The following is a 24,796-nucleotide window of genomic DNA, read 5'->3' as shown; positions in this document are numbered from 1 at the left end:
AGTGGCGGGTGTTGCGCGTGCACCAGCGCGGACAGGCGTGCAGTGCCGACTGTGGACGGTGCCGTTCATGGCCTCGCCAACGACCTACCGCCAATGACGGCAGGACACGCGCCAGCCTCACGGCCCGCCACACGGGGCTATTGATCATCTTGTAATCCTGTCGTACTAGGCTTCGCCACATGGCCTTGCGACCGGACGAGTTCTATGACCACGCCGTCGCCGTCGCGGACGGTGAGCGCCGGCTTCCGTTGGCACGCATGACCGGATGGGAGATCAGTCCGTTCGAGCCGGACGGACTGCGCGTAGCGCCGTTGCGCCCGCCGGTGCTCCCGGAGCCCGCGCGGCACGGCGAGGATCCGTCGGACTGCAACGCCTGCCGCGACCGGGACGAAGGGATCTGGTTCAACGACCACTGGCGGCTGGCCCGGATTTCAGGAGTGGGCGTTCCGCTGGTGCTCATGCTGTATCCGCGCGACCACTACGACATGGCGGATCTACCTGACGAACTGGCCGCCGAACTGGGGCTGTTGAGCACTCGCATCGTCCGCCACATGCAGGCACTGCCGCACATCTCGCGGGCCCACGTCTACCGCATCGGAGATGGTGGCGCCCATCTGCATGTCTGGTTCTTCGCTCGGCCCGAGGGGCAGGCCCAGTTGTATGGGTCATGGCTGGTCGTCTGGGACGACCTGCTGCCGGAGTACCCAGCGGACGTCGCAGAAGCTGACGCTCAAATCGTGGCCGACGCGTTGGTCGCGTGCCACGGAGGCCACCGGTCGCCCATCAGCGCACCGGCCGCCTGACCGGCCCGATCCACGACCGGATGTCACCGTGACGGCCGTCGCCACCGCCTGGCCGTGCCCCTCCATCACCGATCCCGCCGTACGCAGTGGCGTCCCCCTCGCGGGACCATTTGCCCGGTCTGACTACGCTCTCCGGTGTTCCGGACGCCGTCGGAGGAGTGCGCATGTCGATGAATGAACCGGCGGGCGGGGAGTTCGCTCGCATGCTGGACGCGACGGTTGGCGCGTTGCGCGCCACCAACAGTGCTCCTGAGGACGAGGAGGCCGCGCGCCTGCGCCGGATCGGTGAGTCCGCGGAGGGGCAGGTCCGTGCGGAGTTTGGCGCTGATGGCCGGCTGGAGTCGCTGACGCTGGACCCGCGGATGATGCGGCTCGGCTCGGCCGAGGTCTGCGACCACGTGATCGCGGCCGTGAACGCGGCGATCGACTCCATGCGCGGCGCCGGCCCCGCACCGGCGTCCGGCGACCTTTCGCAGCTCACCGAGCAGCTGGAGCAGGTTCGTGACACGGCCGTGCCGCGGCTCGGCGCGTTCCTGCAGGCGCTCACGGACGCGCAGGAGCGGATAGCCCGGGGAGGCACCCGATGAGCGGCTTCGAGGTCGAACCCGCGCTGCTGCGTTCCGGCGGCGACGAGGTCATCGGCGCCGCCGAGCGCTTCATCGGGCGGCTGGAGAGCTTCGAGGCGCAGATGGAGGGGCACGGCGAGCCGTGGGGCGCCGACGACATCGGCTCGCTGATCGGTATCGCGTACACGGAGGCCTCCACCTGGGTCCTGGACTGCATCGGCGTGGCCGCCGAGGAGATCGGATCGGCCGGCAGCGACCTGACACAGATGGCCGACAACTACGAGCTGGTCGAGGAAGCCTCCGTGAACGCGCTGCGGGGCATCCAGGGACTGCTGGGGTGAGGAATGGGACTTCAGCTGCCGGGTGAGCTGATCACGGCACTCGGCTGGATCGGCTACACCTGGCCCGAGGCCGACGAGGAGAAGCTGTTCGAGATGGCCCAGGCCTGGCTCGACTTCTCCGGCACGGTCGCCGAGGCCTCCGGCGAGGCCGGCTCGGCCGCGGCGGCGGTCTGGTCGCACCACCATGGCGAGTCGATGCAGGCGTTCCAGAAGTGGTGGTCCAACCCGGAGACCGGTCCCGGCATGCTGCCGGACTACTCCCAGGCCGCGATGCTGATCGGCACCGGACTGATCATCGCCGCCGCGATCGTGCTCGCGCTGAAGATCCAGGTGATCGTGCAACTGGCGATCCTCGCGTTCCAGGTGGCGCAGGCGATCGCGACCGCGGTCGTCACGTTCGGCGCGTCGCTGGCCGAGATTCCGATCTTCCAGATGATCACGCGGGAGATCGTCGGCCTGCTGATCGACCAGGTGATCCAGGAACTCCTCGATGCCTAGTAGGGCGCCGAAGAGCTCGAAGCAACGCGGCAACGCGGCCAAGCCGAAGGTTGGTAAGGGCGTCCGCGCGGCGGTGAAGAAGGCCGCCGCCAAGCCGGTGGTGCGCAACAACGCCCTGCCCGAGGTCACCATCAAGGTGCAGCGCAGGCCGTTCCACGCGCGCGGCCAGTTCGACCGGAAGATGAACGCGCTGAAGAAGCTCAGCGACGAGGGCAAGCTGTTCAAGCAGGCGAACCCTGTCGCCCGGGACAAGAAGATCACGGCCGACTACAAGAAGCGCATCCGGCAGAAGATCTTCGACAAGTACTGGCCTCACGACAAGGCGATGGCGAACAAGCTCGCCGCCCGGCTCCGTAATCAGCAGCCCGACCATGTGTGGGAGCTGCAGCTCGGCGGCGCCGACGACGTCAGTAATCTGAAGCTCCTGCACGGAAGAACGAACTGGGATGTCGGCGGGCAGATCTGGCGTCAAATCAAGAAACTGCCCGATGGCACACCGATCCGAATAGAGGTGGTGGATTGAATCCGGAGCTGCGGGAGCTCATCGCGGAGCTGCGTACCGACTTGGAGGCGGACCAGCCCGCGACGCTGGCCTGGGCCCAGATCAACGAGGGCGCTCCGGCCGACACGATCCCGACCGATCTGCCGCAGCCGGTCCGGGAGCTGCTGGAAACCGCCAACGGCATCCTGGCCGGCGCGTTCGACCTGCCCGCGGTCGCGGACCTGGACGACATCCAGTACTACATCGAGCAGATGCCCGAGTTCACCGGCGTCGCCGACGAACCCGCCGAGTGGCTTGTCTTCGGCACGCTGAACGACGAGCCGCTGCTGATTCGGCGCGACACCGGCGCGGTCTGGTACTTCCCGGCGGAGACCACCGACGAGTGGTTCATGCGTGAGCTGTTCCTCGACGTCACGCCGGACCTCGACTCGTTCCTCGCCTACTACGTCTTCGGCGCCGGGTACGGCGAGGTCGGCTTCGACGACGACGAGTGGTGGGGCTTCCTCGACGAGCACGATCTGACCGCCCCCGGCGACGAGGACGAGGAGACGGACGATTGACCGCGACACATGAGGAGCTGACCGCGCTCTGGGGCGCCGACGGGATGATCTACTTCCCGCTCGACCGGTTCGACGACGTCCTAGGCCCGCTGACGCCGGAGGTCTTCCCGCCGTTCGGGGCCATCCCGGTCGACGTGCCGATCCTGTTCACGGTCGACGTCAACGTCTCCGGCCTGGAGCTGTTCTCCAAGCTGAAGATTGAGATCGGCGACGCCGGCCCCCGCATCTACATCGTCCTCGGCAGCTCGCCCGAGGACCCGCAGATGCTGTTCTGCCTCGACGCGCTGACCGGAGCCGTCGTGCTGTTGGACCTGGAGACGCCCAACTTCGAGACGGTCAACGCGACGTTCGCGGCGTTCGTCGAGTTCCTCTACCGGCTCGGGCAGCTCATCGCCACCGACCCGGGCGGCCGGGCCCGCGCAGCCCGCGCCGCCGCGATCCGCGCCGACCTGATGAACGTCGACTCGTCCGCGTTCGCCGACCCGGAGTCCTGGTGGAGCATGGCCTTCGATCAGCTGGAGTCCACCCGCCAGTAGCCTCGTCGCCCGCGAGCCGCGTCGCCTGCTCGATTGCTCAGCGTGTGCACATGGCGCCGATGGTCCCGGCCGCCCGCGCCTTTGCGTACGTGGCCTCATAACCTCGGCGCGGCTTCCGGCGTAACCTCAGCCGATGACATCGGTCGAGGTGTTGGTTGTCGGAGCGGGGCCGACGGGTCTGGCTCTGGCCCGCCAGTTGGCGGCCTTCGGCGTGCAGGTTCGTCTCGTTGACCGTGCCCGCGACCGGATTCACGAGTCCCGGGCGCTGGCGATCCAGCCTCGTACGCTCGAAGTCCTCAAGGGTCTCGGTGTGACAGATGACCTGGTAGCGGCTGGCAATCCAGCGGTGCGGATGTGCCTGCACGCGCGGGGCCGGGAGCGGTCGGTGCCGTTGTTCGACCTGGGCATGGAGGACACCGCTTTTCCGTATCTGTTGTTCCTTTCCCAGTCCGAGACCGAGCGGCTCCTGGGCGTGCATCTGACGGCTGCGGGGGTTGGCGTGGAGCGCGGCGTCGAGTTGGTGGGGCTGGACCGCACCGGCGACGGCGCGGTGGCGACGCTGCGACACACGGACAACCGTGAGGAGCGGGTGGCGGCCCGGTTCGTGGTGGGCTGCGACGGCGCGCACAGCACCGTCCGGCACCTGGCGGGGATCGGTTTCGAGGGCGGCTCGTACCCCCAGACCTTCGTCCTGGCCGACCTGGAGGCCGACGGTCTCTCCGGCGGTGCGGCGCACGTGTTCCTCTCCGAGCACGGGATGCTGTTCCTCTTCCCGCTCGGCCGCCCGGCCAGCTGGCGGCTGATCGCCATGCGGCCGCCCGCCGATCCGACCCCGCCGGACGCCCCGGTCACCCTCCCCGAGGTGCAGCGCCTCGCCGACTCCTTCAGCGGCGCGAGCGTACGCCTGCGCGACCCGGTGTGGATGACAAACTTCCGGCTTCACCACCGCGCCGCGGCCCGCTACCGAGCCGGGCCGGTGTTCCTCGCCGGCGACGCCGCGCACATTCACAGCCCGGCCGGCGCCCAGGGCATGAACACCGGTATCCAGGACGCGGTCAACCTCGGCTGGAAACTCGCGTCCAGCCTGCGCGGCAACAGCGACCCGGCGCTGCTGGACAGCTACGAGGTGGAGCGCGCACCGGTCGGCCGGATGGTGCTGCGCTTCACCAACCGGGCGTTCACCGTCGCCACGAGCACCAGTCCGCTCGTCCGGTTCGCCCGGACGCGGATCGCGCCGACGCTGATTCCCCTCGTGATGGCGCCCAGGTTCGTGCGTGCCACCGCCTTCCGCGCGGTGGCGGAGTTGAGCATCGGCTACCGGCGCAGCCCGCTGTCGGCGCAGGGCCACGGCGCCCCACGCAAGGGACCTCGGGCGGGGGACCGACTCCCTGATGCGCCACAGCCCGCCGGCTGGCTGGCGCTGCACCAGCTCACGGCCGAGCCCGGCTGGCATCTGCTCCTGTGCGGGCCGCCCGAGGCCTGGCCGCCCGCCTTCACCGCGGTGCTGGATCGGTACCCGCTGACCGTGCACCGGCTCAACGCACCTGACGCAGAAGCGGTCGGGAGATCGGTGGCCGCTCCGGCTCTGCGCCGACTCGGCATCGCCAGCGGCGCCGCCGCCCTGTACCTGGTCCGCCCGGACGGGCACATCGGCTACCGGTCCGGGGGCGGAGACACGAGCGGGCTGCTGTCGTACCTGAACCACTGGCTCGGGCCGTAACTCCGCCCTTTTTGCCGCCCTCGCGGGCGGGCGGACAGATCGACGATTTCGGCGATCGTTTCGAACGGGTTGTACTGGCTGATCTCCTTGGCCATGATCCCGGCCCGGGAGTGGTAGCCCGGGTCGTGCAGCACCGTCTGCACCGCGGCGCGCAACTCGGTCACCTCCGGCGTGCCGGTGCGCAGGTTGACACCGGTGCCGCTCCACTCGACGCGGGCGGCCACCTCCGGCTTGTCTTCGCTGGCACTGGCGACCACGAGCGGCACTCCGTGGTACAGGGCGGTCTGCACCCCGCCGTAGCCGCCGTTGGTGACCAACGCGTCGGCGTGTGGCAGCAGCCGGTCGAACGGCACGAAGCTGGCCAGCCGCACGTTGTTCGGCACTTCGGCCAGGGCCTGGCGCACCAGGTCCGGCCCGTCCTCGCGTACGGTGGCGGCCACCACGAGGACGTCGAGGTCGGCGAGGGCGCGCACCGTGGGGATGACGAGTTCGTTCAGATCGGTGTTGGCGACGGTGCCCTGGGTGACGACCACCACCGGTCGGCCGGCCGACAGCTCGGGCCACCAGGCCGGCTCCACATGGTCGCCGCCGGAGGCTGGAGGAAGCGTACCGACGAACTGTAGGTGCTCCGGCAGGTCGCTGCGCGGGTACTCGAAGCTGGGCACGGTCAGCTGCAGGTAGTGGTCCGTACGGCGGAAGGGCGCGTCGAAGAGGTAGTCGGGCATCGTCACGCCCAGCGACTCGAGCGTCGCCTCGCCGAATCCCTGCAGCTCGGCGAAGACCTGGCGCACCTCAGCATTCATCGCTCGGTTGCGGGCGCGTGCCTCCTCGCCCGGTGTTGGCAGGATGCCGGCGCCGAACGCGGGAGTGTCCTCGCTCTGGATCAGCAGGGGGACAGAGCCCAGCGTCACGAGCGTCGGGCGTTCCTCCGGCGCCATGGAGAGGCTGAGCACCGGTATCGACCAGAACCCAAGCTCACCGAGCACCACATCTGCGGGGAACTTCGCCAGGAGCGCCCGTAGATCCCGCACCTGCGCGGGCAGATGGCCGAGGAAGAAGTTCTCAAAGTCGAACGACAACTGGGCCGGTCCTGGTGGCAGTGTGGCCCGCACCGGAAAGAGGCTGTCCAACGTCCGGTCGTCGAGGTCGGCCTCCGGCGGCAGGGCCTGGAATCGCGCTCCGATCGCCAGAGCGCGCTCCTCGAACCGGGATCCGGTGTACACGACCACCTCGTGACCACGCCTGACCAGGTCCGCCGCGACCGTGAGAACCGGGCTCACGTGTCCCTGAAAGGGAGTCGCTCCAACTATTACCTTGGCCATCCGAGTCTTCTCATTTCGACGTTGTAGCAGACCTGGTAACTCAGGCGAACTCGACGACCGCGGCAGCCGTGCCGGCGATCAGCACGCCGCTGGCATCCGCACACTGATCACGAGTGCTGCGTTCCTTGTTCGTCCGCGACCTGAATGATCGTCTTGCCGGACGTGCGGCGGCGGCGGGCGAACGCGGAGGCCGTTTCGGAAAGCGGCCGCACGGCGCCGACGATGGGGTTGAGCCGTCTGGTCCGGAGGCGCTGGGCGAGGTCGGCCAGCCGGGCGCGATCAGGTTCGACGACGAAGAAGATGGCTCGCCCGTCCCTGGGCTGCACGGTAGGTGGCGCGGCGATGGTGACGAGGGTGCCGCCCGGGCGCACCAGTTCGGTCGATCGCTCGAGGATGTCGCGGCCGATGACGTCGAACACCACGTCCACCTCGCCGACCTGCTGCAGGTCGTCGGCGTCCAGGTCGAGGAAGGTCTGCGCGCCGAGGCTGAGCGCGACGTCACGGTCGTCGGCTCGGCCGGTGCCGATCACGCGGGCGCCCACCTCCCGCGCGAGTTGAACGGCGATCGAGCCCACGCCGCCCGCGGCGCCGTGAATGAGGACGGTCTGGCCGGTGGTGAGGTGGGCATGGTCGAACAGTCCCTGCCATGCGGTCAGCCCGGAGATGGGCAGCGCGGCGGCCACGGTGTGGTCGATGTCGGCCGCGAGGGGGGCGAGGTTGCGAGCCTCCACCGCGGTGTATTCGGCCAGGGATCCGTTGCGGGCCCAGTCGGTCAGTCCGAACACCCGCTGGCCCACGGTGAGGCCGGTGGTTCCGTAGCCGAGCTCGACCACAACTCCGGACAGCTCGTGCCCGGGGATGGTGGGTGTCCGGTCTCGACCGGCGCGATCGGTCCACGTTCCCGGCCAGTCGAGCTCTCCGGGGGTGAAGCCTGCGGCGTGCACGCGCACGATGACGTCGTTCTCCGCAGCGTGGGGGTACGGCATGTCGGTCAGGCTGAGCCCGCTGACACCCGCGTCGCGGTCTCGCACGGTGATCGCTCGCATACTCGAATCCTTTCCAATAATGCTGATCGGTACGGGGTGGTTGTTGGGGGCTCAGCGCCGGTGACCGGTCAGCTCGGCCACGGCGAACCAACGATGCGCTCGACCGTCGTCACGCGCCGGAAGCCGGGGATGAAGTGCTCGAGCAGGTCGGAGTTCACGGTGCCGTTCGTGGTTTCGGGGCGGTTCTTCATCCCGTCGACCTGGGCTCGCAGAAACTCGTTCTTGAAGTCCCCTCGTGGATGAACGGCGAGGATCTCGTCCAGCTGATCGCGGTCCAGTCCGTCCAGGCCGAGGCCGATCACGTCGGTCAGGACACCGAGGTACGTGGTCGCGATTTCCGGGGCCATCCGGTCGGCGACGCCCGGCGTGGTGTGCAGCGCGATCGCCGTCCAAACGGTCTCGGCGGCGGCCGTCGAGAAACCCCGGTCCAGGAGGAACTTGCGCGCGTGGTCCGCGCCATCGACTTCGAAGCGCTGCTCGACGGCGGAAAAGGGATTCCGGAGGCCGGTGTCGTGGAACATGGCCGCCAGATAGAGCAGCTCCGGGTCCGGTTCCACGCCAAGCTTCTGAGCGTGAATCAGGCCGAAAAAGAAGACCCGCCGGGAGTGGTGGTAGATGAGGGGGCTGGTCATCTCCTGGATGCGCCTGGTCGCTTCGGCGACCGCCGCTGTCTCAGGAATCTCCAACCCCGCGATGACCTCTGGCATGATCTCTGACCTTCTGGGAAGTGGGTGCGAATCCTGTCCGACCTTCATGCTGCCCACCGATCGTCGTACGGCGCCGCCTTCGTCCGGCCAGGAATCACTCATATCCGGACCGGACGGCATCGCAGTCGTGTGCTCCACCACGTCCCGCCGCCGGGGCCAGCGCCTGGCCTCCCACTTGCCGTCGTCCGTCAACGCACCGGGCATCGGTTGCGGCACGAGGATTTCGTACACCAGCATTTGAAACGGCCCCAAGCGTTTCTTGAACAGACCCTTGCACGTAATCAGCCGGAGATCACGGAGAGTTCGTTCACCTGCAATAGTCGTGATGTGAGCTACCGCGCAAGAGGATCCCCGTCATTTCCGGTAATGGCGTGCTACCAATAAACGGTGTCCATGCCCCCTGTTTCGGTAGCCCAAGGGCGGTCAGTGCCGCGGGGTTCCGGTCGCTCACGGCGCGGTTCCGGCTCCGAAGGGACGGGAGTGGTGCACGCTGGCCCCCATCGCGTCGCGATCTTCGTCTACGACAGCGTGACGTTGCTGGACATCGCCGGTCCCGCGGAGGTGTTCAAGGAGGCGAACCGGTTCGGTGCCGACTACCGGATCGTGCTGCTGTCGCCGACCGGTGCGGACGTCACGTCGAACCTCGGGGTCCGGATCGCGGTGGAGGGCGCCGTCTCCTCGGAGCCGGCTTTCGACACGCTATTGGTGGCCGGGTCCGACCTCTATCCGCGCGCCCGTGTTCCCGCCGATCTGGCGGACGCCGCACGGATACCGGCGGCTGTGGCCGGCCGGGTCGCGTCGGTCTGCACTGGGGCGTTCGTCCTCGCTGCCGCTGGAGTCCTCGACGGCAAGCGCGCGACCACGCACTGGCAGGTCGCGCACGAGCTTGCCGCCCGGTATCCGACGTGCCGCGTCGAGCCCGACGCGATCTACGTTCGCGATGGCACCACGTACACGTCGGCAGGGGTGACGGCCGGTATCGACCTGGCGCTCGCTCTCGTCGAAGAGGACCACGGGCCCGACCTGGCGCGCGACGTTGCACGCGCCCTGGTGGTGTACATGCAGCGTGCGGGCGGCCAGTCCCAGTTCTCGGCACCGCTGCAAGGACCGCCTCCCCGCTCGCCGGCTCTCCGCACAATCACCGACCTGGTGACGGCGAACCCCCGCGGGGACCACTCCCTCGGTGAACTAGCGAAACACCTCAACGTGAGCACTCGGCACCTCACCCGGCTTTTTCACGACGAGCTGTCCACGACACCGGCCCGCTACGTGGAGAACATCCGATTCGACCTGGCCAGGGCGCTGCTCGACCAGGGACACACCGCGACGCAGGCCGCGAGCCTCGCCGGGTTCCCCAGCTACGAAAGCATGCGACGGGTTTTCGCCAGGAAGATGTCGATCAGCCCCGCCGCCTACCAACGCCGGTTCAGCACGGCCCGCCGCGCCAACGCGGGCTAAAGCCCAGGTTGCGGTTCAGGCATCTCGCCGAACTTCGGCGTTGACGCAACCTGACGGTCGTCCGGACCCGTCGGGTGTGCGGAGGAGGGGAGCCTGGATGGTGGATGCCGAGCGTGAGTTCGTGGAGTACGTCTCCGCGCGACTGCGGAGCCTGCATCGGACCGCGTTTCTGATGTGCGGCGACGCCCATCTGGCCGACGACGTGGTGCAGCAGACGATCACGGCGCTGTACGTGAACTGGCGCCGGGTCAGCCGGGCCGACAACGTCGACGCGTACGTGCACCGGATGCTGGTCCACAAGCTCGTCGACGAGAAGCGGTTGAGCTGGGCGAAGGTCCGGCTGCTGGGGTCGATGCCGGAGCCGGAGCGTTCGCCGGTCACGCCGCACGACGAGGTGGCCGAGCGGGACAGCCTGGTCGCCGCGCTCGCCCACCTTCCCCGCGGCCAGCGCACCGTACTGGTCCTGCGGTTCCTGTGCGACCTGTCGCTGGCCGACACGGCCGCCGCGATGGGCTGCTCCGAAGGCAACGTGAAGTCGCAGACGGCTCGGGCGCTGGCGGCGGTTCGCCAGGTGCTCGACGTCACCGAGATGTCCGGGAGGGGTCCGAGATGACCACGTTGGACGACCAGCGGATCGCCGCACTGCTGCAATCGGCGCCGGTTCCCGAGCCGCGGGTCGACGTGGGCCGCGCGGTCCGCGACGGCCGGCGTCGCCGCCAGCGCCGCCGAGTCGGCGGGATCGCTGCGGTGACGGTGATGGCCGGGCTCGGCGCCGTGGGCGCCGTCCAGCTCAGCGGGGCCGCCAGCCGGCCGGCTCCGACCACGCCGGCCATCGCGGCGTCACCGGACGGAACCGTGTCGACCGCCCCACGCCCGCCGGTCACCTGCGAGGCGTCGTGGCTGCCGCAGCCGATCGGCGGTCCGGTCGCGGTGGCGAACGGCGTCGATCCCACCGGGCGGTACATCGTCGGCGACATCGGCACCGGGCAGGAGGACGGTCGGGTCGTGCTGTGGACCGACGGCCAGGCAGGCGTCCTGCCGGCCGCCGCGCGGCACGCGGCCGCGGTCAACGCCGGCGGCATCGTGGTCGGCACCAACGGCGACGGCACCGGCTGGGTCTACCGGAATGGGAAGCTGCGGTTCCTGGCCACCCCGCGCGGCTACGACGCGGTCCTCGTGCACGCGATCAACGGTCGGGGGGACATCGCCGGCACCGCCAGGGGAGCCGGCGACTCGCACCACGCCGTGCTGTGGTCGGCGGACCGTCCGCAGGAGCACCGGCTGGTCGGCCAGCCCGGATCCGTCGCGACCGGGATCACCGAGGACGGCACGGTCGTCGGCGCGATGGGCCAACTGCCCTACCGGTGGACGCCGCAGGGCACCGGGGCGGCGCTGGCGGTGCCCGACGGCTACCCGCGCGCCTCGGTCGACTCGGCGCACGGCGAATGGGCGATCGGCATGGTTCCCGGCCGCCAGGAGGGCGGTGCCACGCAGATGCTGCCGGTACGTTGGAATCTCACGACCGGAGCGGTGAGCCTGCTGCCGTTCCCGGGGGCGGCCGGGATCGCCGGAAACGGCGACCTGCTGGTCGCCGACGGTGCGCCGCTGGTCGTCGCCCCGGACGGCACGTCCCGCCGGTTGCCGGGCCGGCCCGAGGTCCGGGCGACCGAGGCGGGCACGTACACGGCCAACGGGATCAGCGACGACGGTCTGACCGTGGTCGGTGCCGTCTACGAGAACCAGGTGTACCGGCCGCTGGTGTGGCGCTGCCGCCGCTAAAGGTCGCGGGCCCGGTCCATCTGCCGCTGACGCCGGCACCCCGAGAGAACGACTGGTGTCGGCTGCGGCGGCCGGGAATCGAGTACGTCTGGTCCCGCCTGGGGTGGGCGAATATTCGCAGCTCCGAGCGGTCAGGATCGGTCGGCTCGTCACCGCGAAGCGGCGCTGGTGGCTGGTCGTCGTCCGGGGCCGGTCCGGCCGGTCTGTGAGGTGGAGCTGATGTCTGACGGCTACCCACCGGCGTTGGTCGTGGGGCGGGAGAGGCCTTCTTTGAGGCCGGACAGGATGGCAACGAGCGCGGAAAGGTCGTGGCCGGCACTGAGGACGGTGCCGTCCGGGCGGACGACGGCTGCGTGGGCGCCGCCGCTTCTCAGCCATCGGTGTAGGTCGCTTCCGGGCTGCGCAGTGACGAACACTGCTCCGCATTGCTCGATGTCTGTTTGCAGGGTGGCGGGCGGCTCGGTGGACGTGACGATCGCGAAGCGCCCTGCGGCCACGTCGTCGAGGCGGCGCTCACCGTCGAGGATGGCGTTCGGGCAGAGTCGACCCGCGAGGGTGCGGCGCAGACGTGGCCGCAGCACCAGAGCGGACCGGCGAAGCGCGGGTGTCTCACTGTCGGTGGCCAGGGCCGTGAGGCCAGGCACAAGATGCAGCCGTGGCGCCACCGCGCGGCGGATGATGTCGCCCACTCTGCCGCCGGCCGTCATCGCGGCGCCGATCACCTTCGCCAGCCTGATCATGGCGCGGGTGTGGTGCTTGCGTTCGATCTGGTAGGTGTCGAGCACGGTCTCGGGCAGGGACCCGTCGAGCACGCTGGCGAGTTTCCAGGCGAGGTTCATCGCGTCGCGCAGCCCGGCACCCATTCCCTGGCCGATGAACGGCGGGGTGAGGTGGGCGGCGTCGCCGAGCAGGAACACCCGGCGGTCGCGCCAGTGGTCGGCGATCTGCGCGCGAAAGATGTATTCGGCCGCACGGACCATCTCCAGTTTCCCGATGGGGATGTTCCCCGTCCATCGCGAGATCAGCGGATGCAGCCGGGTCATGTCGCGAAAGTCGTCCGCGGTTTCACCGGGCGTCAGCCGGAACTCCCAGCGGTAGCGGGTCTTTCCGACCCGCATGTAGGTGCCGGCGCGGGCCGGGTCGGAGAGCTGGTGCACGCCTTCCCACTGGCCGAGTTCGGCCTTGGTGACCACATCCACGACGAGCCAACGTTGCGTGAACCCCAGGTCCTGCATGCTGGCGCCGATCGTGGCCCTCGTCAGGCTGTTGGCGCCGTCGCAACCGAGGACGTACGCCGCGCGGACGACTTGGTGCTCGCCGGTGACCGTGTCGGTGACGTCGAGCCGTACACCGTGTGCGTCCTGGGTCAGCGCCGTGACCTCGGTGCTGCCGCGCAGGGTGGCGCTGCCGTACCTCGTGAGATTCCGTCGGAGGATCTCCTCCAGCTCCGGCTGGTCAAACATGCTCCCCTGGGGGTAGCCGTGCCGGCCCGGCGCCACGTCGCGCTGGAACTCGGCCAGCACCCGCATCCTGCGGTCGATGAGTCGAAGGCCCCGGTGCGGCCTGGCGATGGCGGCGAACTCGTCCAGGAGCCCGAGGCGCGCCAGAATGCGGTGGACCTCGTCGTCGAGGGCGACGGCGCGAGGCAGGGGATAGGCCGACTCCCAGCGATCGAGGATCAGGCACTCGACGCCGTGCTGCGCGAGCAGCGTCGCGGTGGTGAGCCCGGTGGGGCCTGCGCCGACGACCACTACCGGAACGACGCTCATTGTGCCGCCAGGACCCGAAGAACGAGGTACGTGGCGACCAGGATTCCGCAGACGACGGCCAGGGCGTACTTGCGAAGGCCGTCTCCCTTGCGCAGGTGCACGACCAGGGCTCCACCGAGCAGAAAGAGCAGCCCGGCGCCAGCGAGAATGCCAATCAGCGGCTGGAACAGGCCGATGAGCAGCCCGATCACCGCGGTGACCTCCAGCAGGCCGATGCGGCGATAGGCCGCGACGGAAAATCCGGCCTCCACGGCCAGCGCACGCATCGGTTGCAGGGCCAGGATCTTGGCCGTGCCCAGGGCAGAGAAGATCAGCGCGAGCAGCACCGCGAGGATCGCCGCAGCGAGCGTCATGACACAACCACCAATCGCCATTCAATGGCATACCGGCCAAGGACCGCCTTGACGGTCTCCTCCTGGGCAGAGGGATGAATTTTCACAGTGGCGACGATGGAGCCGCCCGCGATCGCGGCCTCGATGTCCCGTACTCCGGCGATGGTGTCGAGCGCGGCACGGAGTTCCGCACGGGCAGCGTCCTTCCGTAGCGCGAGCTTGTACAGCTTGCCCACGGCGGTGACGGGCAGCTCGTCGAGGACCGTCACGGTCTTGGGCGCGGCCGTGCGGTCGGGCACCCGGTCGCTTGCCCAGTCGCGCAGGTCGTTCTCCGACACGGTGGCGTCGGGCATGAGGGTGACGTAGGCGACGGGCACCTCGCCGGCGTGGACGTCGGGGCGTCCGACCGCGCTGGCCGCGGTGACCTGCGGGTGGGCCAGGAGCGTGTCCTCGATGATGGCGGGGTCGATGTTGTGTCCGCCGCGGATGATGAGGTCCTTGGCCCGGCCGGCGAGATAGACGAAGCCGTCCTCGTCAACGCGCGCGAGGTCCCCGGTGTCCAGCCAGCCGTCGACGAGCTTGCCGAGTCCGTCGAGGACGGGGCCGTTCTCGTCACGGTTTGTGACGTAGCCGGGGAAGACTGTCGGGCCGCTGATCGCCAGCACGCCGGTCGCGCCGACGGGTCGGTCTTCCCACGTGCCGTCAGCGGCGACCACCCGCACCCGCTGGTAGGGCAGGCGCTGTCCGACCGAGCCCGGCCGCGACGACTCGGGGGAGGTACGTGCGCTCGCGCACGTCGCCTCGGTAAGGCCGTAGCCCTCGACCAGGCTTATCCCGGTGCGGGCCTGAAAGGTGTCCCGGACCGCGGTGGGCAGCGGCGAGGCCCCCACCAGCGGAAATCGCAGACTGCTGATATCGGCGTCGATCGGGACCTGCGCCAGTACGGCGTACACGGTGGGCACCGCGCTCATGGCGCCGATCCGGTAGTGCTCGACGATCTTCCAGAACTCGCCGAACAGTGCGGGGTCGCGGTAGCCCGATGGGCCGGCCCACACCACGGTCTGTCCCTCGAACAGGGGCGCCAGCAGGGTGACGACGAGGGCGTTCACGTGAAACAGCGGGAGAGCGGCGAAGACCACGGTTCGCTCGTCGAACAGGGAGCTGGCGGCCAGCATCCACGCGTCGGTGACCTCGTTGGTGTGCGTGTGCGCGGCCAGCTTCGGCGCGCCAGTGGTGCCACCGGTGTGGAACATCGCGGCCAGGTCGGCGGATCGGGGCAGCTCACCGCCGAAGGCGGACGGGTCCTTCGCTGCGGCAAGCTCGCCGAGGTAGCCGACGCGTACACCGCTGACGGCCGGCAGCCGGTGGGGCGTGCCGGACGCCCCGGTGGGCCGCAGCACGAGGATCGCGTCGAGCAGGCCGTTGCGGGCGAGCGCCGGCACGCTGTCCCACATGTCCGGCGCGAGCTCGGGCCCGGCCGTGACCAGCACCCGGGCGCCGGAGCGGCGGAGAAGCTCGCCGAGGTGCTGCCGCGACAGTCCGGCGCCCAGGGGCGCCGCGATCCCGGCGAGCTGTGCGGCCAGCGTCGCGGTGATGAGCTCGGGGCAGTTGGGCGACATCAGGGCGACGGCGTCATTCCGCCGCACCCCGAGGTCGTGGAACAGGTTCGCAACCCGGTGGACGTCGGCCAGGAGTTCGGCGAAGGTACGGCGCAGTGGCTCCCGCCAGCGGGCGGCGTCCGGCAGGACGGTGCTGGCCGCGCGGTCCGGCCAGAGCGTCGCCGCCCGCGACAGCAGCGCGTACGTCGATTCGGGCAGCCCTCGCGCCTCCAGCGGCACGGCCTCGATCGCGGCCAGGTCGGTGGGTGTGGCGTAGTCCGGCCACAGCAGGGGTCCAGTCATCGGGCGTACCTCACGACCGTGCGCTGCCGACCCAGATCGATCGCGCCGTCGTCGGTGGCGACGGTCGCCTCGACGACATCGCCGTCCTTGAGGTACCTGGGGTTGCGGGCCTGTCCCTGGAAGAACATCTTCCACTTCAGCGCGGGCGGCAGCAGTGAGGCGAGGATCTCGACGGGCTTCGGCGGTGCGCTCAGGGCCGTCCCGACCGGCGTGCCGGTCAGCAGCAGATCGCCGGGGTCAACACGCTGGAAGCGGGTCAGCGCCCGCAGCGCCTGGGCCGGGCGGTAGATCATGTCGCCGACCGTCATGTCCTGCCGGAGCTCGCCGTTGACCCACAGCTGCAGCCGGAGGTCGATGAACCGCTTGAGCTCCTCGGCGTCGAGCAGCACCAGCGCGGGGCCGACCGGGGTGAAGGTCGGGTAGGACTTGCCCTCGTAGAACTGGGTCTTGGGCAGCTGCACGTCGCGTGCCGAGATGTCGTTGGTGACCACCAGGCCCGCGACGTAGTCGGCGAGGTTGTCGTCGGTGACGGTCGTGCCGACCGGCATCTCGCGGCCGAAGATCAGGCCGATCTCCACCTCGTAGTCGAGCAGACGCACGTGGGCGGGGCGGACCACGTCGGCGAACGGGCCGCTGATCGAGCCGGAGGTCTTGCGGAAGAACGTCAGAGGGACGGCGGCCGGGTTGCCGTTGGTGTCCTTGACGTGCGAGGCGAAGTTGGTCATCTGGGCGACGACGCGGCAGGGCGCCGTCACGGGGGAGACCAGCGCAAGGTCGTCCACGGGAACGGTGTCGCTGCTCGTCGCGGCCGTGAGGATCGCCGGTCGGTCGGCCAGCAGCTCGCTGGTGGTGGTGGCGCTGGTGTGCACCCTGGCGGCGCCGGTGGGGGTGAGCACCCACCAGGCGTCGGCGGTGCGCAGGACGGAGGTGCTCATGAGGTGAACGCTTTCATCAGGCCGCGCAGGCGGTGGAGGTCGAATTCGTTGTTCTCGCGCAGCGCGCCGATGACCGCGCGCAGCTCGCGAAGCGATTCCCGGCCGGGTCTCATGCCGAGAAAGTCCTTGGTGGCGGGCGGACCCCACTGGGCGAGGCCAGAGGCGCTCATCGGAGCCCAGCCGGACTCGAGCGTGCAGTCGAACAGGTCGCCGTCGGTGAAATGCTCGACCAGGAAGTCCTCCGGGTCGCGCCAGTAGTCGAAGATCTGGCTGCCCTGAATGTGCCGGCCGATGCCCCAGGACCGCTGGTAGCCCCGGTCGAGCAGGTACTCCCCGCCGGCGGCCAGTGAGTCGAGGTCCGGGACCTGGAAGGCCGAGTGCACGTACCGGTCGGCCGGGCCGAGGGTCATCGCGAGCGTGTGATGGTCGGTGGGCGTGCTGCCGCGGTCGCAGCGGATGAAGCTCATGGTCGGGCCGCGCTCGCGCTGCCCCTGGTGGTAGAGAAAGTCGCTGACGATCAGGCCAAGGTGCTCGAGATACCAGTTGAGGGTCTGCAAGTACCGGGTCGTCTGCAGCACGACGTGACCGAGGCGCTGCACCTTGGCGGGCTGCCGCGGTGGCCGCTGGACGGCGTTCACTCGCGTCACGTCGTGCCCGACGTTGAATGCCAGGGGCGCCTCCGTGGGCAGCGCGGGAAGCTCGTGCGTGTCCGCGACCACGCGCACCCGCGCCCCGCTCGGGTCGACCAGATCCACCGTCAACCCGCCCAGGCTCTCCGGCAGCGGGGCGATCGCCGTGCCGGTCGCATCCGCGAGCCGCAGCACGTCCTCCGGCTCGGCGGCTTGGAAGGCGGGGCCGATGAACCGTGACCGGTGGCCCCGGCGGATGAGCACGCAGGGCGAACCCGGGTCCGTGCCCCTCAGGTGCAGCTCGTCGGCGGTACGCAACGACGTCGTGAAGCCGAAGGCCCAGCCGAACAACTCAGCGCGTTCGAGATCGGGCTTTTCGAACTCCAGCCAGGCGAGGTCGTGCACCTTCACTACCGGGTTGCGGGCCCTGCCCGGGTGCTCGCCCGGCAGAGCGCCCTGCTCGCTGTGCAGACCGGTGTGCGGGTCGTGTTGCTCGATCATGTCCCGCTCCCTCCAAGTTGACGAAATCGTCACTTACGAGAGTAGCGGCAGTCAAGGGCGTATGACGATTTCGTCATCACTGAGTTCCGACTGGGTTAAGGTGGTGCAGGCCGAGGCGGGAGAGAGGAGCACGCAGGCATGGCGCAGCAGACCAGGCACGCCCCCAACCGGCTGGAACGGCGGAAGGCGCACACCCGATCGGCGCTCGTACGCGCCGCCCAGACCTTCATCGCCGCCGGCAAGCCGAACGTTCCGATCCTCGAACTCACCCAGGCCGCCGACGTGGGGATGGGGTCGTTCTACAACCACTTCGACAGCCGGGAGCAGCTCATCGGGGCGGCGGTCGAGGACGCCCTCGATCGCTACGGCGCCCTGCTCGACGAGCTGACAGTCGGCCTGGACGACCCTGCCCACGTGTTCGCGCAGAGCTTCCGGCTGACCGGACGCCTTCACCGCCGACAACCCGAGCTGAGCAAGGTCCTGCTCAACACCGGCCTGGCCCTGGCCGGCTCGGCCAAGGGCCTGGCGCCGCGAGCCCGTCGCGACATCGAAGACGGCGTGCGTGCGGGGCGGTTCGGCGTACGCGACCCGGAGTTGGCGATGGTGACCGTGGCCGGCGCCGCGCTGTGCCTCGGGCAACTGCTGCATGACCACCCTGAGCGTGACGACGCCACGGCCACCGATCAGGTCACCGAGGACGTGCTGCGGATGCTCGGACTTCCGCCAGAGGACGCCCGCGAGATCTGTCAGCGCCCGCTGCCCCGGTTCTGAGAGGGGCGCATCGCCCGTCGGACGATCTAGACCGTGCTGGCCTCGCGCACGATCCGGTTCGCAGTCTCCGGCTCGTAGCCGGTCGCGCGGAGCAGGTCGCTGGCCATCGTGCGTAGCTGGATCACCATGGCGTCGGAGTACGGCTTACGCCCGTTGCGGTAAGCCTGGCCGGCCAGTCGCGCGCCGTCCAACACCGCCTCGTACGTCTGGTCGAAGGGTCGACCTGCCCCCGCCTCCCGCCTGAGCAGGAGCACCGCCTCGGCGAGTCTCTCCACGGCTGCCGGGAGTTCCTCCGGCACCGGTTCGTCGTACTCCAGCGTGGTCACCGCCCACCGGGCCAGCTCGCGGGCCTCAAGGCTCACCCGATCGATGTGCGGGATACCGGCCTGGTAGTGCTCGACATCGAGACGGCGTTGCCAGCGCGCCGGGGCAATCACCGTGACCTCCTCCGCGCCGCCCAGGGCCTCGTGCATGCGTTCCAGGTCGGGATCCATGGCACTCAGCTGATCCAGTGCGCGCATCGCCCGGTCCCGATCACCCTCCGTCAGTGCGTGGGCCACCTCCCGCAGTTGCGTGCGCAGGGTTTCGGCGACCGGTGCGGTGGCGCGCTCGAGGATGCGCATCGGATTGATGGGTAGCAGGAGCGCGACCACCGCCAGGGCGATGACGCCCCCCACGGCGGCGTCGACGATCCGCGCCCACTGGAGGCCCCGCTCGACCTGGGCGAACGTGGCGATCAGCACGGCCGTGCCGCCGGCCTGGGCAACCAGCGCTCCGCTGTGCCCGCTCGCCAGCAGGGCGACGGCGATGGCCAGCGCAACCACCAGGCCGATCTGCCAGAGCCCGAAGCCGAGGATCCGCACCAGGAGGTCACTGACCACCAGGCCGACCCCCACGCCGAGCATCAGTTCCGCGGTGCGTCGGGCGCGCTGCCCAAGGGCTGCGACGATCGTCCCGACGGCCGCGCTCGGCGCGAAGATCGGCGAAGGGCGGTCGAGAATGTGGTGCGCCAAACCCCAGGACAAGGCCGCAGCGAGCCCGCACTGAGCGGCGACGAGCAGGATGACGGAGAACAGCCGCAGCCTCAGCCGTCCCGCCTCGCCAGCGCGACGCCGAGCCTTCGCCGCCGTACCTCTGGCAAAGCCGGCAGCGGCGTCGGGACGGGAGACATCCCTCCGGTCAGCAGCCATGGCGAGAATTACCCCACCGGGCCGGCATAAACCGCCTGCTCATGGTCATGGTCGGCTCTGCCGCGGAACTGGCGAGGGTGCCACTCGTCCAGTTCCGCGTCCAGGCCCTCCAGCGCGCTAGGTCGCCCGCGAACACACTTCCTCGTCGAGCGCCCGGTCGACCTCGATGGAGGTCTGTTGTGGTGGCCCTGGTGGCGTCTGCCGCCCCTCCGGAACCCAGGAAGGCGGCACCACCGCACGTGAACCTCGCTCACCCACGTGCCGGACTCGCACATGCGCCACCATCAGGCCCGTATACGCCGACCGCCGACGGTCAAGGGTGTGTCTCCTCGGCCACCTGCTCGGCAGCGCGGCGTACGTCGTCGAGCAGGATCTGCATGTCGTGTCGGGTGGTGCGGTAATTGAGCACGCAGCCGCGCAGCGCGAAGCGACCGTTGATGGTCGCGTTCGACAGGTACGAGCTGCCGCCTTGCTGCAGTACCGCCATGATTCGTTCGTTGAGGCGGTCGAGTTGCTCCTCATCGGTCTGCGACCGCGAGCCGGCTTGTGCGCTCGGCGGCAGGTAGCGGAAGCAGAAGATGGAGAGTTCGACCGGCGCGAGCAACTCGAAGTCGTCGCTGCCGTCGATGAGCTCGGCCAGGTGACGGGCGCAGTCGATGTTGCTCTCGATCGCGTCGCCGACCGCTCGCGACCCGGCGTGCGCCAGCGTCATCCAGACCTTGAGCGCCCGGAAACGCCGAGAAAGGTCCGGGCCGTAGTCCCAGAAGGCGAAGGCCTCGGCCGGTTCGGTCTGCATGACCCTGGTGTAGTCGGCGTCCAAGCTGAAGGCGGGCCGTGCCGCCTCGGGGTCGCGGTAGATGAGGCATCCGCAGTCTGCGGGCAGGTAGAGCCATTTGTGTGGGTCGAGGGCGATCGAGTCGGCCTCCGACAAGCCGTCGAAGAGCGGACGGGTCGAGGGGGCGAGCCGCGCGAAGCCGCCATAGCAAGCGTCGACGTGCATCCACAGCCCGTACCCCCGGGCGACCGCCGCTATGTCGGCGAGCGGGTCGACCGCGCCGGTGACGACGGTGCCCGCGTTCGCCACGACGCAGAATGGTTCCGCCCCGGCGATCCGGTCTTCCTCGATGGTGCGGACGAGGGCGTCGACGTCCATCCGGAAGTGAGCGTCCACCTGGATCTCGCGGACGTTGGTCCGCCCTATGCCGAGCAGCGCGGCGGCCTTGTGGATCGAGTGGTGGGTCTCGGTGGACGCGTAGACGCGCAGCGGCGCCGGGTGGGCGGCCATGCCGTGGGTGGCGACCGTGTCGCCGCAGTGGCGGTGTCGGGCGGCGGCGAGGGCGGTGAAGTTGGCCATCGAGCCGCCACTCGTGAGCAGGCCACCGGCGCCCGGGTCGCAGCCGAGGGCCTCCTTGATCCAGTCGATGACCACGTGTTCCAGCTCGGCGGGAGCCGGTGCCGAACGCCACGCGGTGAGGTTCGCGTTCAGCGTCGACGCGAGTAAGTCGGCCACCGCGGCGACGGCGGTACCCGGGGCCGAGACATACCCGAAGAAGCGGGGGTGCCCGTTGTGCCGGGTGCCGGGTACGACCACCTCACGAAAGACCCTGAGCAGGTCGGCGAAGTCCCGGCCCTCGACGGGCAGTGGCTCGGCGAGCAGATCCTTCAGCCCGGCGGCGGAGGTTCGCGGGGCTATGGGCAGGTCACGGACGGAGTCGTGGTAGGCGGCGACCCAGTCGACAGCGTGGGCAACCATGTCCCGGATCTGCTCCGCCGAGGGGTCCAGGGCGGAGTCGAAACCGCGCCGATCTGGTGAGATCGAAGTCATGGCCGGGAGGATAGTGTCCCGGTGTTCGCGCTTGCCGCGCCCGCCTCGGTAGTCGACATCCAGGTGTGGAACGCCGCCCGGAGGTTAGTCGGGCGGCTCCGCCAGCCGCTCCATTCGGTTCCAACCGGACCAGCCACGCTCGCGCATCAGCTCCAGCAGCCGCTCCACCCGCGGGTCGGACTCGACGGCAAGCGCGTCCAGCAGGTCATGCGGGAGATCGTCGTAAGCCTCCTCGCCAAGGTTGATCTCGCCGGAGGCGTATGCCTGCTCTGCCAGGCAGGCCATGATGTCGGCGGCTTCCGCCAGGCGCGGGTCGTCGTCTGCGTCACTCTCGAAGATCTCCGACAGCACCCGATAGAGCCGGACGACCTGCGGGTCATCGAGCTGGGCGATTTTCCCGGGCATCCACTCGATGATGCGATCGGGCCAGCGCGCCGCAACCAGGATCCACCCGTCCCGCTCAGCCTCCACCATCCGCTATGACGTCCCGATCTCCCGGAGCCGACACCTTCAAATGCTTGAACGACTTCTCCAGGCCCTGCACGTGTATCGCGGGCCGCTCGACCTGATCAGTTGTTGGCGGAATGCTCATGACAGCAGCATGGAGGGTTGACGCAGCGTCAAGGTCAAGGCCGCAGGCCCACTGCTCGCGTGGGAAGGTGGTTCATGCCCTTGAACAGGTACCACCTCAGAACTTCGATCGCCGTGTCCGACATCCGAGAGGCGGTCGCGTTCTACGAAGGCAAACTGGGCCTACAGGTGCTGCGGTCCGGCCCCAGCGCCACCATCGCCGACGGCAGCCGCGTCTATGGTTCAGGTGGCGGGCCGGCGCTGAACGTGTACCAGTCGGCCACTGCCGGGAAGACCTCGGCGACACTGGCGACGTGGTACGTCGACGACATCGACCAGATCGTCGACGAGCTCACCTCGTCCGGCGTCGAGTTCACCCGCTACGACCAGTTCGAGCACGACGCCAAGGGGATCACCGCTCGGGCCGGTGGTGGACGTATCGCGTGGTTCCAGGATCCGGACGGCAACACCTTCGCCCTCGAAGCCGACGTCTGATTCCAGGATGGGCCGGCCGGGTCGGTGGCTCAAGGGCCAGGTGGCCTGGGTAGTTTCCTGTCATGAGTGATGACACCTTCCGCTCGGTGGAGATCGAGCGGACCAGCATGGGGAACTACGTCGCGCGGAACGTCCGCGGCGGAGAGATGTCGATGGGCGCGGGCGAGGGCGCCAGCTTTACGCCGGTGGAACTGCTTCTGGCTGCCATCGGTGGTTGCACCGCGATAGACGTGGACCACATCACCAGCCGCCGCGCGGAGCCGACCCAGTTCTCCGTCGAAGTCACCGGCGACAAGATCCGGGACGAGGCCGGAGGAAACCGGATGCAGAACCTGAGGGTCGAGTTCACCGTGACGTTTCCGGCGGGCGCGGACGGCGACAGGGCGCGCGAGGCGCTGCCCCGGTCGCTGCAGCAGTCGCACGAACGGCTCTGCACCGTCTCCCGTACCGTCGAACTGGGCACTCCCGTCTCGATCGTCGAGACTGCCGGGCCCACCGGGGACTGAGGTCTCCGGGCGGCGGCGAGGCGTTCGACCAACCCTCGGGCAGCCGGTCCGGGCGTGGCGTCTTCAGACCAGGAGACGCTCCCGCATCGTCGCGCCAAGATTGATCCCGCCTACCGCCCGAGGGCCGGTCGGATCGTGCACGCCGAGGGTGTTGTTGCGGCGCATCAGCTCACGGACCGCAGGTGGCAGCCGGGGCGGGTCGTCCATGGCTGCGAGGACCTGCCCGGCGGTCGAGATCAGTCGATCGGCCAGGGCGGCGGCGTCGGTGTCCACCCGCACCCGGCCGTACTCCCAGCCGGCGGTGGTGAGGTCGAGCACCTCGAACACGCGGGTCAGGAGCGGGTTCGGGTCGGTCACCCGGTGGAGCCGGGGCGCCCGGCTGCCGACCACCGCGACGGCGGCGGCCACCTGCGCGTATGGGTGGAAGCCGCACGGCAACGCGAACAGTGGCCACCGCAGGGCCGGGCCGGCCTCCGACCACAGCGGCCGGTAGTTCCGGCGGTGCACCAGGAGCCGCCTGCCCGTACGTCGGTGAAACTCGTGGGCCTGGGCCTGTAGGTCCACGTGGGCCTCGTCGGCGACCTGGCTCACGATCCGGGCTGCCACCACCAGGCCGTCGTCGCCGTTCAGCATCCCGGTGACCGCCTCGACCTGCTCGGGAAACCGGATCTGCGCGTGGGCGCCGTACCGGTGCTGGACCTCCCGTAGCAGCGCCTGCTGCCGCCCCGGATCGAGCTGGACCCGCCCACCGCCCAGCAACCGCCGCAGCCAACGCATTTTGCCTCGTTTCAGCAGAGCCGTCCCGGACCGCGGCAATGTTAGTGCGTCGGGCCCCCCTCGTATGGCGATGGGGTGGCTGTGCGACCTCTGTCAGCCGCCTGCACCGGTACCGGAGGCCACACGGCATCAGTTCGAAGCGCGGAGACCCGCTAGCAGTAGTTTGCCCAGCCTTCGAATCAGTACAGCTCTCCTTTCAGGCGGCAGCGCCCGAAAGGAAGCGATCGCCACAAGGCCGACTCGGACGTCTTCGACCGCGACACCTTCGCGGAGGACTCCCGCAGCGTGTGCCCGTCCGACGAGCGTTTCGAGGGCGGCTGAATGCTCTTTCCGCTCCCGTCTGAACGCGAGTCCGGCTTCGTGCGATCCGAGCAGCGCCTCGTTGAGCCCGCGGTCCTGTATCTGCCGGTCCGCGAACCGCAGAATGGTGCCGGAGAGCGCCCCCCACGGATCAGGATCTGCCATCGCCTGGCGCATCTCGGCACTGCACACAGCGACCCGCTCGGAGAGCACCGCCGTGACGAGGTCCGCCCGCGTCGGGAAATGCCGGTAGACAGTCGCGATACCAACACCCGAACGGCGAGCCACCTCCCGGACGGGTACCTCGAGCCCACCCTCGGCGAACGCGCCGCGCGCCGCGGTCACGACGCGTTCACGGTTCGCCCGAGCGTCTGAGCGCTCGATCCGAGACATCCGGTACCCCTGCTTTCTCACTTCGCCCGCATGTGGAACACCTGCTCCGCTTAGTCGTTACGGT

The 24,796-nt window shown here is 69.5% G+C and carries 27 protein-coding genes; 14 read left to right on the top strand and 13 right to left on the bottom strand.

Features of this window, described 5'->3' with window-relative positions:
* Positions 1 to 179: 179 nt before the first annotated feature.
* The 8 genes from BUS84_RS12765 to BUS84_RS12730 all read left to right on the top strand — a co-directional run bounded on the left by BUS84_RS12765 (position 180) and on the right by BUS84_RS12730 (position 5,526).
* Positions 180 to 803, top strand: a complete 624-nt coding sequence (locus BUS84_RS12765; RefSeq protein ID WP_074311626.1) for an HIT family protein — start codon at positions 180 to 182, stop codon at positions 801 to 803.
* Between the two features lie 164 nt (positions 804 to 967).
* Positions 968 to 1,390: a YbaB/EbfC family nucleoid-associated protein gene (locus BUS84_RS12760; RefSeq protein ID WP_074311624.1), complete on the top strand. Its 423-nt coding sequence runs from the start codon at positions 968 to 970 to the stop codon at positions 1,388 to 1,390.
* Positions 1,387 to 1,710: a hypothetical protein gene (locus BUS84_RS12755; RefSeq protein ID WP_074311622.1), complete on the top strand. Its 324-nt coding sequence runs from the start codon at positions 1,387 to 1,389 to the stop codon at positions 1,708 to 1,710. Before BUS84_RS12760 ends, BUS84_RS12755 begins: the two co-directional genes overlap by 4 nt.
* A gap of 3 nt (positions 1,711 to 1,713) precedes the next feature.
* Positions 1,714 to 2,208, top strand: coding sequence for a WXG100-like domain-containing protein (locus tag BUS84_RS12750; protein WP_074311620.1), 495 nt, complete (start codon positions 1,714 to 1,716; stop codon positions 2,206 to 2,208).
* Positions 2,201 to 2,731, top strand: a complete 531-nt coding sequence (locus BUS84_RS12745; protein ID WP_074311618.1) for an endonuclease — start codon at positions 2,201 to 2,203, stop codon at positions 2,729 to 2,731. Before BUS84_RS12750 ends, BUS84_RS12745 begins: the two co-directional genes overlap by 8 nt.
* Entirely contained in the window at positions 2,728 to 3,270 is a 543-nt protein-coding gene (locus tag BUS84_RS12740; protein WP_074311616.1) for an SUKH-4 family immunity protein, read from the top strand. Before BUS84_RS12745 ends, BUS84_RS12740 begins: the two co-directional genes overlap by 4 nt.
* Positions 3,267 to 3,806, top strand: coding sequence for an SUKH-4 family immunity protein (locus BUS84_RS12735; RefSeq protein WP_074311614.1), 540 nt, complete (start codon positions 3,267 to 3,269; stop codon positions 3,804 to 3,806). The genes BUS84_RS12740 and BUS84_RS12735 overlap by 4 nt, the downstream gene beginning before the upstream one ends.
* A 133-nt stretch (positions 3,807 to 3,939) precedes the next feature.
* Positions 3,940 to 5,526 (top strand): FAD-dependent monooxygenase, encoded by a 1,587-nt coding sequence (locus BUS84_RS12730; protein ID WP_074311612.1) that lies wholly within the window; start codon positions 3,940 to 3,942, stop codon positions 5,524 to 5,526.
* Here the strand turns inward: BUS84_RS12730 and BUS84_RS12725 are convergent.
* The 3 genes from BUS84_RS12725 to BUS84_RS12715 form a co-directional block, all read right to left on the bottom strand.
* Positions 5,460 to 6,806, bottom strand: coding sequence for a nucleotide disphospho-sugar-binding domain-containing protein (locus BUS84_RS12725; RefSeq protein WP_159451016.1), 1,347 nt, complete (start codon positions 6,804 to 6,806; stop codon positions 5,460 to 5,462). The genes BUS84_RS12730 and BUS84_RS12725 overlap by 67 nt on opposite strands.
* 149 nt (positions 6,807 to 6,955) lie before the next feature.
* Complete coding sequence (locus BUS84_RS12720) at positions 6,956 to 7,834, bottom strand: NADP-dependent oxidoreductase (RefSeq protein ID WP_280175131.1); 879 nt, start codon at positions 7,832 to 7,834, stop codon at positions 6,956 to 6,958.
* 128 nt (positions 7,835 to 7,962) lie between these two features.
* A complete protein-coding gene (locus BUS84_RS12715; protein ID WP_244298504.1) occupies positions 7,963 to 8,838 on the bottom strand; it encodes an HD domain-containing protein in 876 nt (291 codons plus the stop codon).
* A gap of 246 nt (positions 8,839 to 9,084) precedes the next feature.
* Here BUS84_RS12715 and BUS84_RS12710 point away from each other — a divergent pair, with 246 nt between their 5' ends.
* The 3 genes from BUS84_RS12710 to BUS84_RS12700 all read left to right on the top strand — a co-directional run bounded on the left by BUS84_RS12710 (position 9,085) and on the right by BUS84_RS12700 (position 11,838).
* Entirely contained in the window at positions 9,085 to 10,059 is a 975-nt protein-coding gene (locus tag BUS84_RS12710) for a GlxA family transcriptional regulator (RefSeq protein ID WP_244298503.1), read from the top strand.
* 97 nt (positions 10,060 to 10,156) lie between these two features.
* Entirely contained in the window at positions 10,157 to 10,672 is a 516-nt protein-coding gene (locus tag BUS84_RS12705) for a SigE family RNA polymerase sigma factor (RefSeq protein ID WP_074311606.1), read from the top strand.
* Complete coding sequence (locus BUS84_RS12700) at positions 10,669 to 11,838, top strand: hypothetical protein (RefSeq protein ID WP_074311604.1); 1,170 nt, start codon at positions 10,669 to 10,671, stop codon at positions 11,836 to 11,838. The genes BUS84_RS12705 and BUS84_RS12700 overlap by 4 nt, the downstream gene beginning before the upstream one ends.
* 230 nt (positions 11,839 to 12,068) lie before the next feature.
* Here the strand turns inward: BUS84_RS12700 and mhpA are convergent, their stop codons facing one another.
* Genes mhpA through BUS84_RS12675 form a run of 5 tightly spaced genes read right to left on the bottom strand, consistent with a single transcriptional unit; the run spans position 12,069 to position 17,905 of the window.
* Entirely contained in the window at positions 12,069 to 13,607 is a 1,539-nt protein-coding gene (gene mhpA, locus BUS84_RS12695; RefSeq protein WP_074311602.1) for a bifunctional 3-(3-hydroxy-phenyl)propionate/3-hydroxycinnamic acid hydroxylase MhpA, read from the bottom strand.
* A complete protein-coding gene (locus BUS84_RS12690; protein WP_074311600.1) occupies positions 13,604 to 13,960 on the bottom strand; it encodes a DoxX family protein in 357 nt (118 codons plus the stop codon). The genes mhpA and BUS84_RS12690 overlap by 4 nt, the downstream gene beginning before the upstream one ends.
* A complete protein-coding gene (locus tag BUS84_RS12685; RefSeq protein WP_074311598.1) occupies positions 13,957 to 15,840 on the bottom strand; it encodes an acyl-CoA synthetase in 1,884 nt (627 codons plus the stop codon). Before BUS84_RS12685 ends, BUS84_RS12690 begins: the two co-directional genes overlap by 4 nt.
* The gene (locus tag BUS84_RS12680) at positions 15,837 to 16,775 is read right to left on the bottom strand and encodes a fumarylacetoacetate hydrolase family protein (RefSeq protein ID WP_074311596.1); all 939 of its coding nucleotides are present in this window, start codon (positions 16,773 to 16,775) and stop codon (positions 15,837 to 15,839) included. The genes BUS84_RS12685 and BUS84_RS12680 overlap by 4 nt, the downstream gene beginning before the upstream one ends.
* Complete coding sequence (locus BUS84_RS12675; RefSeq protein WP_074311594.1) at positions 16,772 to 17,905, bottom strand: VOC family protein; 1,134 nt, start codon at positions 17,903 to 17,905, stop codon at positions 16,772 to 16,774. Before BUS84_RS12675 ends, BUS84_RS12680 begins: the two co-directional genes overlap by 4 nt.
* Before the next feature lie 138 nt (positions 17,906 to 18,043).
* On the opposite strand from BUS84_RS12675, the gene BUS84_RS12670 reads away from it, so the two are divergent.
* Positions 18,044 to 18,676 (top strand): TetR/AcrR family transcriptional regulator, encoded by a 633-nt coding sequence (locus BUS84_RS12670; protein ID WP_074311592.1) that lies wholly within the window; start codon positions 18,044 to 18,046, stop codon positions 18,674 to 18,676.
* A gap of 26 nt (positions 18,677 to 18,702) precedes the next feature.
* Here BUS84_RS12670 and BUS84_RS12665 read toward each other — a convergent pair whose 3' ends face one another.
* The 3 genes from BUS84_RS12665 to BUS84_RS12655 all read right to left on the bottom strand — a co-directional run bounded on the left by BUS84_RS12665 (position 18,703) and on the right by BUS84_RS12655 (position 22,165).
* Positions 18,703 to 19,866: an FUSC family protein gene (locus BUS84_RS12665; protein ID WP_244298502.1), complete on the bottom strand. Its 1,164-nt coding sequence runs from the start codon at positions 19,864 to 19,866 to the stop codon at positions 18,703 to 18,705.
* Positions 19,867 to 20,179: 313 nt separating this feature from the next.
* Positions 20,180 to 21,691, bottom strand: a complete 1,512-nt coding sequence (locus BUS84_RS12660) for a pyridoxal phosphate-dependent decarboxylase family protein (protein WP_084757371.1) — start codon at positions 21,689 to 21,691, stop codon at positions 20,180 to 20,182.
* Positions 21,692 to 21,775: 84 nt separating this feature from the next.
* Entirely contained in the window at positions 21,776 to 22,165 is a 390-nt protein-coding gene (locus BUS84_RS12655) for a hypothetical protein (protein WP_208869595.1), read from the bottom strand.
* 231 nt (positions 22,166 to 22,396) lie between these two features.
* On the opposite strand from BUS84_RS12655, the gene BUS84_RS12650 reads away from it, so the two are divergent.
* A complete protein-coding gene (locus BUS84_RS12650) occupies positions 22,397 to 22,756 on the top strand; it encodes a VOC family protein (RefSeq protein ID WP_244298501.1) in 360 nt (119 codons plus the stop codon).
* 86 nt (positions 22,757 to 22,842) lie between these two features.
* Positions 22,843 to 23,262 (top strand): OsmC family protein, encoded by a 420-nt coding sequence (locus BUS84_RS12645; protein WP_244298500.1) that lies wholly within the window; start codon positions 22,843 to 22,845, stop codon positions 23,260 to 23,262.
* Positions 23,263 to 23,325: 63 nt separating this feature from the next.
* Here the strand turns inward: BUS84_RS12645 and BUS84_RS12640 are convergent, their stop codons facing one another.
* Complete coding sequence (locus tag BUS84_RS12640; RefSeq protein ID WP_074311586.1) at positions 23,326 to 24,039, bottom strand: hypothetical protein; 714 nt, start codon at positions 24,037 to 24,039, stop codon at positions 23,326 to 23,328.
* 129 nt (positions 24,040 to 24,168) lie between these two features.
* Positions 24,169 to 24,732, bottom strand: coding sequence for a TetR/AcrR family transcriptional regulator (locus BUS84_RS12635; protein WP_074312569.1), 564 nt, complete (start codon positions 24,730 to 24,732; stop codon positions 24,169 to 24,171).
* Between the last annotated feature and the right edge of the window lie 64 nt (positions 24,733 to 24,796).

The organism is Micromonospora cremea (assembly GCF_900143515.1).
Taxonomy (GTDB): Bacteria; Actinomycetota; Actinomycetes; order Mycobacteriales; family Micromonosporaceae; genus Micromonospora; species Micromonospora cremea.
The sequence above is the reverse complement of the archived record's forward strand: the minus strand, read 5'-3'. Positions and strand labels throughout refer to the sequence as shown.

Excerpts from the sequence above, each read along its gene's own strand:
- BUS84_RS12765 (WP_074311626.1), top strand. The coding sequence starts at position 180 with ATGGCCTTGCGACCGGACGAGTTCTATGACCACGCCGTCGCCGTCGCG.
- BUS84_RS12760 (WP_074311624.1), top strand. The coding sequence starts at position 968 with ATGTCGATGAATGAACCGGCGGGCGGGGAGTTCGCTCGCATGCTGGAC.
- BUS84_RS12755 (WP_074311622.1), top strand. The coding sequence starts at position 1,387 with ATGAGCGGCTTCGAGGTCGAACCCGCGCTGCTGCGTTCCGGCGGCGAC.
- BUS84_RS12750 (WP_074311620.1), top strand. The coding sequence starts at position 1,714 with ATGGGACTTCAGCTGCCGGGTGAGCTGATCACGGCACTCGGCTGGATC.
- BUS84_RS12745 (WP_074311618.1), top strand. The coding sequence starts at position 2,201 with ATGCCTAGTAGGGCGCCGAAGAGCTCGAAGCAACGCGGCAACGCGGCC.
- BUS84_RS12730 (WP_074311612.1), top strand. The coding sequence starts at position 3,940 with ATGACATCGGTCGAGGTGTTGGTTGTCGGAGCGGGGCCGACGGGTCTG.
- BUS84_RS12720 (WP_280175131.1), bottom strand. The coding sequence starts at position 7,834 with ATGCCGTACCCCCACGCTGCGGAGAACGACGTCATCGTGCGCGTGCAC.
- BUS84_RS12715 (WP_244298504.1), bottom strand. The coding sequence starts at position 8,838 with ATGCTGGTGTACGAAATCCTCGTGCCGCAACCGATGCCCGGTGCGTTG.
- BUS84_RS12705 (WP_074311606.1), top strand. The coding sequence starts at position 10,157 with ATGGTGGATGCCGAGCGTGAGTTCGTGGAGTACGTCTCCGCGCGACTG.
- BUS84_RS12700 (WP_074311604.1), top strand. The coding sequence starts at position 10,669 with ATGACCACGTTGGACGACCAGCGGATCGCCGCACTGCTGCAATCGGCG.
- mhpA (WP_074311602.1), bottom strand. The coding sequence starts at position 13,607 with ATGAGCGTCGTTCCGGTAGTGGTCGTCGGCGCAGGCCCCACCGGGCTC.
- BUS84_RS12690 (WP_074311600.1), bottom strand. The coding sequence starts at position 13,960 with ATGACGCTCGCTGCGGCGATCCTCGCGGTGCTGCTCGCGCTGATCTTC.
- BUS84_RS12685 (WP_074311598.1), bottom strand. The coding sequence starts at position 15,840 with ATGACTGGACCCCTGCTGTGGCCGGACTACGCCACACCCACCGACCTG.
- BUS84_RS12680 (WP_074311596.1), bottom strand. The coding sequence starts at position 16,775 with ATGAGCACCTCCGTCCTGCGCACCGCCGACGCCTGGTGGGTGCTCACC.
- BUS84_RS12675 (WP_074311594.1), bottom strand. The coding sequence starts at position 17,905 with ATGATCGAGCAACACGACCCGCACACCGGTCTGCACAGCGAGCAGGGC.
- BUS84_RS12670 (WP_074311592.1), top strand. The coding sequence starts at position 18,044 with ATGGCGCAGCAGACCAGGCACGCCCCCAACCGGCTGGAACGGCGGAAG.
- BUS84_RS12665 (WP_244298502.1), bottom strand. The coding sequence starts at position 19,866 with ATGGCTGCTGACCGGAGGGATGTCTCCCGTCCCGACGCCGCTGCCGGC.
- BUS84_RS12660 (WP_084757371.1), bottom strand. The coding sequence starts at position 21,691 with ATGACTTCGATCTCACCAGATCGGCGCGGTTTCGACTCCGCCCTGGAC.
- BUS84_RS12655 (WP_208869595.1), bottom strand. The coding sequence starts at position 22,165 with ATGGTGGAGGCTGAGCGGGACGGGTGGATCCTGGTTGCGGCGCGCTGG.
- BUS84_RS12640 (WP_074311586.1), bottom strand. The coding sequence starts at position 24,039 with ATGCGTTGGCTGCGGCGGTTGCTGGGCGGTGGGCGGGTCCAGCTCGAT.
- BUS84_RS12635 (WP_074312569.1), bottom strand. The coding sequence starts at position 24,732 with ATGTCTCGGATCGAGCGCTCAGACGCTCGGGCGAACCGTGAACGCGTC.